Raw genomic sequence first — 12,989 nt, forward strand, 5'->3', positions numbered from 1 at the left:
AATCTTAGATAGGTGTTATCCTTTCTAAAGATTTGTGCTGTTTCATTATTTTTTTGGTTGCATCTTTTTCAGGTAAGTTTTTGAATTTAACAATTATTGTATCACCTTCTTCAGTAAGAACTATTCCTTCACCAAAAACAATGTGATTTACCAAATCACCAGCAACTAAATTTATCGTTTTATCATTTCTTTTATAGTTTAATTGTCCATCATTAGTTCTTTTTGTAAAATTTTGTAAAATTTCAGATTTTATTCCCATTTCTGAAATAAATCTAGAAGTTTGAGAATATGCTTGATTTTCAAAGTAATTTCCACCAGAATTAGAAATAAATAATCTTTCTTTAGCTCTTGTGATAGCAACATAAGCAAGTCTTCTTTCTTCTTCTATATTTTCTTCATCTTTTAAAGTTCTTTTATTTGGACAAATACCCTCAGCCATTCCTACTAAAAATACATTTTGAAACTCTAATCCTTTGGAACTGTGTATTGTCATTAAAGTTACAGTATTTGGTTCGTAATTAGAATCATCACTATCTGTTAGTAAAGAAATTTCGTGTAAATAATCATTTAATGTTAAATTAGGGTTTTTAGATTCTCAAGATTTAATTCCTTGCATTAAACTATGTAAATTATTTAGAGCATCTTGTTTATCTAAAATGTTTTTAATTGAAGTTATATATTTAATTTTTTCAATAAATTTTTCAAGAACAAAGGAGATACTTTTTTCACTTTTTAGCAATTTTCTTGCAAAGTTAATAGAATTTAAAAAATCAACCAGTTCTTTTTGAAGAGAATGATTTAAAGGTAATTCTTCAAACCCTTCTTCTTTCATATAAGTCTTTCTGTTGGTGAAATAATCAATTAAACAGTCAAAAAGAGGAACATTTCTTTTGTTTGCATATTCAGTTAATTTTTGAATTGCTGAAGGACCAATTTTTCTAGAAGGAATGTTTATAATTCTTAGTAAACCAACGGTTGAACCATCATTTATAACTTTTAGATAAGCGATTAAATCTTTTATAACTTTTTTTTCAAAAAATTTAGTTCCACCCAAAAGTTGATATGGGATATTTTCTTTAATTAAAGCTTCTTCAAAAGCTCTTGAATAAAAACCGGAACGATATAAAATTGCTATATTTTTAAGTTGAACTTTTTTTCTTTTTAAATCATTTATTTCTTCTGCAACTCATCTAGCTTCAACTTCTACGTTGAAAGAATGGTGAAATACAATTTCCTCATTTGAAATATTATCGGTGAATAAGTTTTTTTCTAAACGATTTTTATTGTTTTTAATCAAAGAGTTGGCTGCATTTAGTATTTGATTGGTGGAACGGTAGTTTTGATCAAGGGTAATTGTTAAGGCACCTGGGAAAAATTTATCAAAATTTAAAATTAATTCTACATCAGCACCTCTTCAAGTATAAATTGTTTGATCAGGATCTCCAACAACTGTCAAAATATTTTTTTCTCCCGTTAAATGTTTAATAATTTCAAATTGTAATTCTGATGTATCTTGAAATTCATCAACAAGAATATGAGAAAATTTATTTCTTCATTTTTGCTTTATTTCTGGAAATTGTTGAAAGATTTTAACGGTAAAAATCATTAAATCATCAAAATCCAATGCTTTTAATAATTTTAATTCTTTTGAGTATTCAGTATAAAGTTCAACTATTATTTCTTCATCTTCTTCTAATTTATCTATATCTATTTCTTCAGGCAAAATTTCTAAATTTTTTCATTTAGAAATTTTTTCTAAAACAGTGGAATAATTAATGTCTCTATTTGTTATTTTTAATTTTCTATATATGTTTTCTAAAATGTTTTTTTGATCTGAAGAATCAAGAATATCGAAATTAGAATTATAATCTTTAAGATTAGTAATTTCTCTTCTTAAAATATAGTTACATAAAGAGTGAAAAGTGCTAATAAAAACTTCATTTCCTTTTTCTTCAACTAAATTTATAACCCTTTCTTTCATTTCGTTTGAGGCTTTATTAGTAAAAGTAACTGCTAATATTTTTTTAGCATCAGTAATTTTATTTTCAATTAAGTAAGCTATTTTTCTTGTCAATACTCCTGTTTTACCACTACCAGCTCCAGCAATTATTCGAAGATGACCTTGATTATAAACAACAGCACTTTTTTGTTTATCATTTAAATTTGAGAGAATTTTTACATTATTATCATTCTTCATAATAATCTCCTTTCGTGTCTCACTGCACTTTGGTTCAATTTAGGTTTTTGATTTCTAAAGGTTTTTGAGTTTCGATGAATTTATTTTTGTATACTAATTTGCTTTTGGAAAAAATATTTATGATGTTCTTTTTTGGATTAAATATGTTGAAAAAAAATAAAATTAAAAGCAAAATAAAGTTAAAGTTAGAAAAGGCGATAAAAATATTTATTAAAATTTTTTCTAATGAATTCAAATTACTAAATTGCTTATTTTTGTCTTTTAGTAAACTATTGCTAGAAACAATTTTCTGTGATAATTGAGGATTAATTAAAAGAATAAAAAGAAAAATTAATATAACTCAATTCAAAGAAAAAAATAAATTTCTTTTTAATAAGCAAGAAAGCAATTCTTTTTTGTTTACTTTTTTTTCTGTTTGTAATTCTAATTTACAAATTATTTTTCCAATACTCTTGCCTTGATTTAACAAAGGAATAAGTAATTGGAAAGCTAAAATAAATATAATTTGAAAAAAAAGTCAAAAATAATAAGCTAAGTTATAATCGTTTTTAAATATTAAAAAGAATAAAAAACCTAAAGAAGAAAAAGCAAAAGAGAAATATAATAAAATATCAATTAAAGAAGAGAGAAACTTTATTGAAAGACTCGCTTCTGCTTTAGTTAAATTTTTTTGGAAATTGAATGTCATTTTGATGGGGCTGTATTTTCTGTAATAAGTTTACTTTCGTTACTGTTTAATAGGATGTATTTATTTACTGATAAAAGTAAATTAAATTCATTTTTTCTTAATAATTTTAATTTTTCATAATATTTTAAAACAGTTATTGGAAATTCTTCTTGTCTTGTTAACAGTCTAGTCAATAGAGATTTTTTAGTTACTCCTAAAATTACAGGAATAAAAATTTGTAAAAAGTAAAGTTTGGCATATAAAATCTCTTCCATAAATTCAATTTTATTTTCTCTTGTGAAATTTTCAATATTTTTTCAGTCCCTAATAACTTGTGAAGGGTTAAAAATGCTTATTTCATTATTTCATTCATTAACGATGATTTCATCGATATAGACATAACTTTCTAAAAAGGGTAGTGTTTTGTATAGTATTTCAATCAAATATTTAGAACTAGCATCTTTGAAATTTGTGTTTGCTGTTATTTCTAAAAATTTATTTGTGTTAAAAAATTTGTTAAAAATAATTGGAAAAGTGTATGCAACTACCTTTTTGTCTTCTTGAATTTTAAAAATTTTATTGTCTTGAATTCTTTTTTTAGGTTCTAATTGAAAAAAACCTTTAAATTTAGGCTTAAATTCAATAATGTCAACCTTGTATTTTTTTTCAATTTCAATAAATCTTTTGACAAAAAAGTTTTTTAAATTAGTTTCAGGAAAAACAACAATAAAATATTCTCCAACTGCTTTTGTAAGCATATCAAAAATATCACGAATAACACCTTGTCTTTTTGTATTAATTAAAATTTTTAATTTATCTTTGAAAAGTTCTTTATATTCATAAACTAAATTCAATTCATCATTTGTAGGTTTGTTAATTGTTACAATCACTTCAAAATCTTCGTTTTTTTGTTGAACATAACAAGAGTCTAAAAGAGATTTAAGTTCATTTTTTTGTTTATATGATGGAATTAATATTGATAATTTCATTTTTACTCCTTTATTTACATTTTTAAGTTATTAACTGTTCTTGGGAAAGGAATAGTATCTCTAATATTGTCGATTCCTGTAACATACATAACAAGTCTTTCAAAACCAAGTCCAAATCCTGATGAACCAGCATCACCAAATCTTCTTAAATCTAAATATCATTTTAAATCGTCTTCTGGGATTGATAATTCACGAACTCTTTCTAGTAATTTTTCATAACGAACTTCTCTTTGGGAACCACCGATTAATTCACCAATACCTGGAACTAATAAATCAAAAGCAGCAACTGTTTTATTATCATCATTTTGATACATATAGAAAGCTTTGAATTCTTTTGGATAATTTATAACAGCAACAGGCCCGTTAAATAATTTTTCTGCTAAGTATTTTTCGTGTTCTGTAGCTAAATCTAAACCAAAATAAATATTTTTTTCTTCAAAAATATCTTTTACTTTTATTAATTCTGCTATAGCGTCTTTATAATCGATAATAGAAAGTGTTTTGTTTAAAAATAAATTTAGTTTTTCTCTCAAGTTTTTATCAACAACTTCTTCTAAAAAATCAAATTCTAATTTATGTTTTTCTAAAGTGTTTTTAATAACAGTTTTTAGCATATGGTCAGATAATTTAATCACATCTTGCAATTCGTAAAAAGCGATTTCAGGTTCAACCATTCAAAATTCTGCTGCATGCTTTTTAGTGTGAGAATTTTCAGCTCTAAATGTTGGAGCAAAAGTATAAACCTTTTTCATTCCAATTGCATAAGATTCAGCGTGTAATTGACCAGTAACACCTAAAGTTGCTTTTTTTCCAAAAAACATTTTTTCATTTTCTGAATCCACAACAAAAGTTTCTCCTGCTCCTTCTCCGTCGTTAGAAGTTATGATAGGTGCTGAAACATAAAGGAAATCATGATTAGAGAAAAATTTATGAATTTCTATCGCCAAAGTAGAACGAATTAGCATTATAGCTTTTATTAATTTTGTTCTGTGTCTTAAATGAGGTATTTCTCTTAAAAATTCCATTGAAATTTCTTTTTTCTGAATTGGAAAATCTTCATCTGTATTTTTTAATAACTTAAATTCATCAGCTTGAAGTTCGATAGGTTGTTTTGAATTTGGAGTGTAATTTAAAACACCTTTAACATAAATAGCTGCTCCATCCCTTGCCTTATCGACTTCTTGTAAATTGATTTTTTCGTTTTTTAAAACTACCTGCAAATTAACTATTGTAGAACCATCATTTATTTCTAAAAATTTAATTTTTGTATTTCCTCTTAAGTTTGTTAGTCATCCTTGAATACTAAAAATTTTTTTATCATTTTCTTTAGCATTTAATATTACATTTTTTATACTTTTCATTGTTGCCTGCTTTCTAACATTTATTATTATATTAATATTATTTAAATTTTACTATAAACTGAAGATTTTGTTATTGAAATTTATAATAAAATAATTAATTTTTTTATTAATTCAAGAGTTTTAGTATAATTTGAATAATGATTATTTTTTAAGGAGAAAAATGAAAAAATTAACAATTATTGGTAATTGAAAAATGAATAAAAATGCTCAAGAAACAAAAGCATTTTTAGATGAATTTAGTAGATTATACAGTGAAAACAAAACAAAAATTTCAGATGAAGTTACTTTCGGAATTGCTGCACCTTTTACTAATTTATTTTTATTTGAAAAATCAAATTTAAAAATAGTAGCACAAAACTTTTCAAATTTTGATTCTGGTGCATATACAGGGGAAATTTCTGCATCTATGTTAAAGGATTTATCTGTATCTTTTGTAATTTTAGGACACTCTGAAAGAAGACAATATTTTGGTGAAACAGATGAATTAGTTAACTTAAAAGTTCATCAAGCATTAAAAGAAGGATTAACTCCTGTTGTTTGTGTTGGAGAAACATTAGAAGAATACGAAAATAATAAAACAAAAGATGTTATTTTACATCAATTAAAAAATTCTTTAAAAAATGTAGAAGATTTTTCTAAAATTGTAATTGCTTATGAACCTGTTTGAGCAATTGGTACAGGAAAAACAGCAACTGCACAAATAGCACAAGAAGTTTGTGAATTTATAAGAGAAAACACACATAAAGATGTTGTTATTCAATATGGAGGTTCAGTAAGTCCAACAAATATTGAAGAATTAATGAATCAAAAAGATATTGATGGAGCACTTGTAGGTGGAGCTTCATTAAAAGCAGATTCTTTCATAAAATTATTAACATTAAACAAATAATGTGATAAAATTTAAATATTAATAAAATTAATATAAAATATTTTTTCTCGGTTTTAACATTCGTTCAAGTTTTTGCTGGGATTAAATCAAAGGAGAAAATATGGTTTCAAAAGAACGTAAAAGAGAATTAACAATTGAATTCGGTGGAAACGAAAAAAACACAGGTATGATTGAAGTTCAAGTTGCAATTTTAACTGAAGATATTGAATCATTAAAAAAACATTTTGAAGTTAATAAAAAAGATAAACATTCAAAACGTGGATTTATGGCAAAGGTTAATAAACGTAAAAAACTTTTATTATATTTAAAAGAAAACAATTTTGATTCTTACAAAAAAACTATTGAAAAACTTAATATTAGAAAATAGTTTTTTCAATTTATTTACAAAATACACAAGATTAAATTATTTAAGTTTAATTTTGTGTATTTTTTGTTAAAATTTAATTTATGAAAATAATTGTAAAAAATGTAAAAAATGGTGTTTTGGAAACTCAATTTGGTAATTCTAATTTAAAAGACAATTCTGTAAGTTTCCCAATAAAATGGTCAAAAGTAAAAAATGCTAAATCATATGCTATAACATTAATTGATAAGGAAGCTTCTAAATCTTTAGGAGTACCTTTTATTCATTGAATTGCTGCAAATATAAAGAAAAATAGGGTAGATTGGGATTTTTCATTTCAAAATAAAGATAAAATTATTCAATTTGAAAACTCTATGTCAGCCTTCGCTAAAAAACATTTACTGGAACAAATTGTTTCAATCGAAAATAATGGCGTTTATGTAGGACCATTCCCTGTAGAAAGTGACCATAATTATGAATTAAGAATTTATGCTTTAAATACAGAAGACATTTTAAAAAATTCAAATTTTAATAAAGAAGATAAATTATTTTTTGACGATTTTCAAAATTTGATAAAAGGAAAAGTTATCGATTCAGGATTTTATACTTTTTTATATAGAACAAAATATGTTTTTATCAATGATAGATTTGTAGAAAATAACAAAGAAAGTCAGGAATTAAACAAAGGACTTGAAAAAGATAAAATTTTCTTTTATAAAGGTAATAAAAAGACAAATATTGAAATTAAATCTAGTGCTTTTTATAGAGAAAACAATGAAATATTTTTAAATAAATTTTATGTAGCACAAAAACATAATAATTTGTTTCATTCAATATCTCTACCTTTAGAATTTTCCAAAATAAATGAAGCTAAAAGTTATGTTGTGACACTTTTAGGAAACGCTGAAGTAAAAAACTATGCTACACCTTTAATATTTTGAATTAGAACTGAGCTAGAAAATGAAAATGTGAATTTAGAAACTGATAACTTTATAAAAATTCCTTCAAGAATAATTAATCAATTTAACATTAATAAAGAACAAAAATATCATTATATTAATACTTTTGGTACTCACCTTGCACAAAGAATAGCTAGTGATTTTGGAGAAAGTGATGAGATATTTAGGTATATAGCAAACGATTATGGATTGGTAAAAATACCAAATATTTCAGATTCAAACGGAATTTATACATTAACAATTTATGCATTAGATGAAAAAATCAATTTTGTAAAAAGAGAAAATTTTGATGTTATTTCATTGGGAGATGTTTTAGAAAGTATAAAATCCCATGTTGTAGGAGAAGGAAATATTCAATTTAAAATAAAATAATGAATAACTTATTTGAAATTAAAAAATCTAAATTTTACTCCTTTTTATATGAAATTAAAGACAAAAACGAAGTAAAAACAATAATTGAAAATCTAAAAAAAGAACATAAAAAAGCTAGACACATTTGTTATGCTTTTTTATTCACTGATATTAATGGAATAACACATTATGGAATGAGCGATGATGGGGAACCGCAAGGAACTGCAGGAAAACCACTTTTAAATTTGCTTCAAATAAAAAAAATAGAAAATAGCCTCATTGTTGTTGTTAGATATTTTGGTGGAATCAAACTCGGAGCAGGAGGTTTGATTAGATCTTATATAAATTCTGCTAATTTATTATTAAATAATAATAAAAAAAGCAATAAATAGTATAATTAAAAATTATGATAAAACTTAAAAACGTATCTTTTAGTTACAGCGATGAAGAAAATGCAAAATTAGCATTAGATGATATAAATTTAGAATTCAAAGCAGGAAAATATATTGCCATTTTAGGGCACAATGGTTCGGGAAAATCAACTTTATCTAAAATTTTAACAGGAATTATAAAACCTAAAAAAGGTGAAGTGTGAATAAATGATATTTTATTATCCAAAAGCACTTTAAATGAAGCAAGAAAATATATTGGAATTATTTTTCAAAATCCAGATAATCAATTTGTTGGTGCAACAGTTGAAGATGATATTGCCTTTGGTTTGGAAAATAGATGTGTTAATCCAAAGGAAATGAAGGAAATAATTTTCAATTTAGCTCAAAAAGTTGATATGCTAGATCATCTTGAAAGAGAACCACAAAATTTATCTGGTGGTCAAAAACAAAGAGTTGCAATTGCTTCCATTTTAGCTTTAAGTCCTAAAATTATAATCTTTGATGAGGTTACATCAATGCTAGATCCTAAAGGAAAACACGATGTTTTAAACATAATTAGGGAAATTCAATCTACAAGAACAAAAACTTTAATTTCTATAACTCACGATATGGATGAAGCTGTTTTAGCAGATGAAGTGATAGTTTTAGCAAAAGGTAAGGTAATAGCACAAGGATCTCCAAAAAACATTTTAAATGATAAAAAAGTATTAGAAGAAGCAAAATTAGATTCACCATTTATTTATAAAATTTCTTCTTTAATAAATAAAATAAAACCAACATATGATGAAAATGAATTAATAGAGGAAATATGCAAATTAAAATAAAAAATATATTTAAAATTTATGATAAAGATTTACCTTCAAGATTTAATGCCTTAGATGATGTTTCAACTGAAATAAATAAAGGTGAATTCATTTCAATTATAGGACAAACAGGTAGTGGAAAAACCACATTTATCGAACATATGAATGGTTTAATTTATCCAGACGATGGTGAAGTGGAATTTATTTATGTTAATGAAAACAAAAATAAAGAAAATATACAGAAAAATGTTATTTTAAAAAAGAAAAAACTTTTTGCAAAAAGAGTTAAAGGTAAAGAGTTAAAACAAATAAGAAAAAGGGTTGGTGTTGTGTTTCAATTTGCAGAATACCAACTATTTGAGCAAACTATTGAAAAAGATATTATATTTGGTGCTGTTTCAATGGGAGAAGAAAAGAAAAAAGCTATTGAAAAAGCTAAAAATATAATTAAACTTGTTGGTTTAGATGAATCTTATTTACAAAAATCACCTTTTGATTTATCAGGTGGACAAAAAAGAAGGGTGGCAATTGCAGGAATTTTAGCAATGGATCCTGATATCATTTTTTTTGATGAACCAACAGCAGGTTTAGATCCGGTAGGGATTCAAGAAACTTTGGAAATTTTTGATAATTTACACAAAGCAGGAAAAACTATAGTAATTGTAACTCATGATTTAGATAATGCTTTAACTTGAACAAATAGAACAATTGTATTCAAGGAAGGTAAAATAATTAAAGATGGAGACACTTACGAAATACTTAGTGATACAGAGTTTTTAGAAGATAATAAAATGCAACCAACTAAATTGTTAAGTTTTGTTAATAAACTAAAACAAAAAGGAATAAATATTCCAAAAGTTAAAAATATTAATGAGTTAATTTCAGAAATAAATAAGTTAATAAAGGAGTAATATGAATATAGTAATTGGAAAATATGTACCTAAAAATACGTTTTTGCATAAGTTAGATCCAAGAATAAAGTTAATATTTAATATTATTTTTATTACTTTGTTTTTTGTAACAACACATCTATTAACTCTTTCTTTTTTAATAATTCCTATGATGATTTTGTTTGCTGTTACCACTAAAAAACCTTTTCACTTAATAAAAGTAGCTAAATTACCTATTTTTATATTTTTATTTATGTCTATAATTTATTCTTTTATATTAAATGATTTAAGTAATTTTAATAAACCAGAATTCATTATAAAAGGTTTAGATCACGATCAATCTTATAAATTTATAAGTCAAGAATGATTTTCATTGAACTTAAAATTTACAACTTTAAAATATACTAATTTATCTTTTATAAGGGCTTTTGTTCTTGGTTTAAGAATTTATTGTATGATTTTAATCACTACTCTTTTGATTTATACTACTAAACCTGTATTATTAACAAGAGCTATTGAAGATTTGATTTTCCCATTAAAACTTGTAAAAATTAACACCAATGTAATAGCGATGATTATTTCAATTGCAATTAGATTCATTCCTACTTTATTACTTGAAGCAAATAGAATTATTAAAGCACAAGCTTCAAGAGGAGTTGATTTTAAACACGGAAAAATTAATGATAAAGTTAAGGCAATGATTACCTTAACAATTCCACTATTTGTTTTATCATTTTCTAGAGCAGAAGATTTATCAAACGCAATGGAAGTAAGAGGTTATGATCCTTATGAAAAAAGAACAAAATATCGTCGTCTTTATTTAAAATGATTTGACTACTTATTTTTATTATTTTTAATTAGTTTTATAGTTTTTGTTATATTAGTAGAACAAAATGTAATAGGACCATTACCGCTATTTTGAATTTATACAGCTCAACAATTTTAATAAGGATGATTTATGAGAAAAAAAACAAAAGATAAAATAAAAGGAAAAACCGATTTAGAAATTAAAAAAATTATTGAAGATTTAAGACAAGAAATTTCATATCATGATAAATTGTATTTTGAAGAAAATACACAAGAAATTAGCGACTTAGAATATGAAGACAAAATGAAAGAGTTGAAAGAATTAGAAAATGTGTATTTTTCTTTATTTTCTTGAGAAGAAAATTTAAATTCACCAACTCAAAAAATTCATTCTATAAGTTCTACTCAATTTGAAAAAGTTAAGCACTCTTTTGCGATGTTATCTTTAAATAAAGCTTATTCATATGAAGAAATTCAAAAATTTTTGAATGATTCTCAAGAAGTTATAAAGGAAATTAAAGATTTTTATATTGAACCTAAAATCGATGGACTTTCTATTGCTCTTCATTATAAAGATGGTAGATTAATAAAAGCATTAACTCGTGGCAATGGTGTTGAAGGAGAAAATATCATTAATAATATATTAAAAACAAAAGATGAATTTTTTCCGAAAACAATAAAATATGATAAACCAATTGAAATTAGAGGAGAAATATATATTGATAAAGATGATTTTATTGATTTAAATTCACAAATTCAAGCAAAAATTGATGAATATAACCAGCAAAAAATCGATGAAGAATCATTAAACTCTAAAATTAAATCTTTAGAAAGAAAAAATTTGTTTTTAAATCCAAGAAATGCAGCCGCAGGAATAGTAAGAAAATTGAAAAACGTTTCCACTGATGAAATGCACAAAATTAAAGCATTTTTTTATCAAGTTGTAGAACCTATTAACCATAATATTAATTCTGTTTCGCAAACTATCAACTTTTTAAAAACAAATCATTTTCCTGTAAATACAATAGGAAAAACTGTACATAATTTACTTGAAATACAGGAAATTATAGAATATGTGGATAAAAATAGAGATGATTTGAAATATGAAATAGACGGAATGGTAATTAAGGTAAATGATGTTATTTTCTCCGAAGAATTGGGTTATACTTCTAAATTTCCTAAAGGAGCTATTGCATATAAATTTTATGATGAAATCGTAAAAACTAAATTACTTTCAGTTGATTACCAAACAGGAAGAACAGGAAAAATTGCTTATGTTGCCAATTTAGAACCAGTTTTTTTAAATGGAACTAAAGTTGAAAAAGCTTATTTACATAATTTTCAAAACATTTTAAATCTTAAAATTAGAATTGGAGAAGATGTTTATATTAAAAAATCTGGAGAAATTATTCCACAAGTAATTTCATCTGTAAAAAAATTCGAAAATACCAATATTGATATTTTAACTCACTGTCCAAGTTGTAATTTTCCTTTACATAATACAGAAAAAGAACAATTTTGTGAAAATGAAAATTGTTCAGACAAAATTGTTAGAAAAATTATCCACTTCTTTTCCAAAAATGCTTTCGATGTTTCAACACTTTCTAAAAAAACTATTAAACAATTTTATGACTTTGGCGTAATAAAAAATGTTATTGATGTATTTGAATTAGAAAAAAATATTGCTTTAATTAGTGCTAATAATAAAAAATGAACTAAGAATTTTAAGATGCGTTCCACAACTGTATTATTAAAAGCCATAAATGATTCTAAAACCATAGAATTTAGTAAATTTATTTATGCACTTGGAATTAAAAATATAGGTGTTGAAGCATCTATTGAAATTAGTAAAAGGATCAATAATATTGATGAACTTTTAAATTATGATTATGAAAAATTTTTAGAAGTAAATAAATTTGGTGAAACCATTGTTAAAGAATTAAAAAATTATTTTAGTATTCAAGCAAATAAAGAATTTTTATTAAAATTAAAAGAGCAAAATTTGAATTTTATAAAGGAAAACAACAAGATTGAAAGCAAAAATTTAGAAAATATTTCTTTTGTTGTTACTGGAACTTTATCCATAACAAGAAATGAATTTAAAAAATTAGTAGTATCTAATTCCGGGGTACTTTCTAATACAATTACTTCTAAAACTAACTATTTAGTTATTGGAGATTTACCAGGTGAATCCAAATTAAAATTGGCTGAAAAACACAAAACTCCAATAATTAATGAAAAGGAATTTTATAAACTTATTGAAAAATAAAAAAATTACTTATTAATTTGTAAATTATTAATCAAAATGTCCTTTTTTTAGCGATATGAAAATAATAATTAT

Annotated in this window: 12 protein-coding genes; 8 read left to right on the forward strand and 4 right to left on the reverse strand. The window is 24.2% G+C overall.

Going from position 1 to position 12,989, the window contains the following annotated elements:
* Positions 1–4: 4 nt before the first annotated feature.
* Genes ACXX85_RS02665 through asnS form a run of 4 tightly spaced genes read right to left on the reverse strand, consistent with a single transcriptional unit; the run spans position 5 to position 5,214 of the window.
* Positions 5–2,197: an ATP-dependent helicase gene (locus tag ACXX85_RS02665; RefSeq protein ID WP_458560566.1), complete on the reverse strand. Its 2,193-nt coding sequence runs from the start codon at positions 2,195–2,197 to the stop codon at positions 5–7.
* A complete protein-coding gene (locus ACXX85_RS02670; RefSeq protein WP_458560567.1) occupies positions 2,184–2,885 on the reverse strand; it encodes a hypothetical protein in 702 nt (233 codons plus the stop codon). Before ACXX85_RS02670 ends, ACXX85_RS02665 begins: the two co-directional genes overlap by 14 nt.
* Positions 2,858–3,853, reverse strand: coding sequence for a glycosyltransferase family 2 protein (locus tag ACXX85_RS02675; protein ID WP_458560568.1), 996 nt, complete (start codon positions 3,851–3,853; stop codon positions 2,858–2,860). Before ACXX85_RS02675 ends, ACXX85_RS02670 begins: the two co-directional genes overlap by 28 nt.
* A gap of 14 nt (positions 3,854–3,867) precedes the next feature.
* Positions 3,868–5,214, reverse strand: a complete 1,347-nt coding sequence (gene asnS, locus ACXX85_RS02680) for an asparagine--tRNA ligase (RefSeq protein WP_458560569.1) — start codon at positions 5,212–5,214, stop codon at positions 3,868–3,870.
* Between the two features lie 160 nt (positions 5,215–5,374).
* Here asnS and tpiA point away from each other — a divergent pair, with 160 nt between their 5' ends.
* The 8 genes from tpiA (at position 5,375) to ligA (ending at position 12,917) form a co-directional block, all read left to right on the forward strand.
* Positions 5,375–6,103, forward strand: coding sequence for a triose-phosphate isomerase (tpiA, locus tag ACXX85_RS02685; RefSeq protein ID WP_436359032.1), 729 nt, complete (start codon positions 5,375–5,377; stop codon positions 6,101–6,103).
* 100 nt (positions 6,104–6,203) lie between these two features.
* Positions 6,204–6,470 carry a 30S ribosomal protein S15 gene (gene rpsO, locus ACXX85_RS02690; protein WP_436359033.1) on the forward strand — a complete coding sequence of 89 codons (267 nt, stop codon included), beginning with the start codon at positions 6,204–6,206 and terminating at the stop codon, positions 6,468–6,470.
* Positions 6,471–6,550: 80 nt separating this feature from the next.
* Positions 6,551–7,777 (forward strand): YbhB/YbcL family Raf kinase inhibitor-like protein, encoded by a 1,227-nt coding sequence (locus tag ACXX85_RS02695; RefSeq protein ID WP_458560570.1) that lies wholly within the window; start codon positions 6,551–6,553, stop codon positions 7,775–7,777.
* Positions 7,777–8,148 carry an IMPACT family protein gene (locus ACXX85_RS02700; protein WP_458557300.1) on the forward strand — a complete coding sequence of 124 codons (372 nt, stop codon included), beginning with the start codon at positions 7,777–7,779 and terminating at the stop codon, positions 8,146–8,148. Before ACXX85_RS02695 ends, ACXX85_RS02700 begins: the two co-directional genes overlap by 1 nt.
* 14 nt (positions 8,149–8,162) lie before the next feature.
* Entirely contained in the window at positions 8,163–8,972 is an 810-nt protein-coding gene (locus ACXX85_RS02705; protein ID WP_436359038.1) for an energy-coupling factor transporter ATPase, read from the forward strand.
* The gene (locus tag ACXX85_RS02710) at positions 8,957–9,862 is read left to right on the forward strand and encodes an energy-coupling factor transporter ATPase (RefSeq protein ID WP_458557299.1); all 906 of its coding nucleotides are present in this window, start codon (positions 8,957–8,959) and stop codon (positions 9,860–9,862) included. The genes ACXX85_RS02705 and ACXX85_RS02710 overlap by 16 nt, the downstream gene beginning before the upstream one ends.
* A 1-nt stretch (position 9,863) precedes the next feature.
* Positions 9,864–10,787 carry an energy-coupling factor transporter transmembrane component T family protein gene (locus ACXX85_RS02715; protein WP_458557298.1) on the forward strand — a complete coding sequence of 308 codons (924 nt, stop codon included), beginning with the start codon at positions 9,864–9,866 and terminating at the stop codon, positions 10,785–10,787.
* 12 nt (positions 10,788–10,799) lie between these two features.
* The gene (gene ligA / locus ACXX85_RS02720; protein ID WP_458560571.1) at positions 10,800–12,917 is read left to right on the forward strand and encodes an NAD-dependent DNA ligase LigA; all 2,118 of its coding nucleotides are present in this window, start codon (positions 10,800–10,802) and stop codon (positions 12,915–12,917) included.
* The last annotated feature ends 72 nt before the right edge of the window (positions 12,918–12,989 follow it).

The organism is Mycoplasma sp. Z386, from assembly GCF_054343375.1.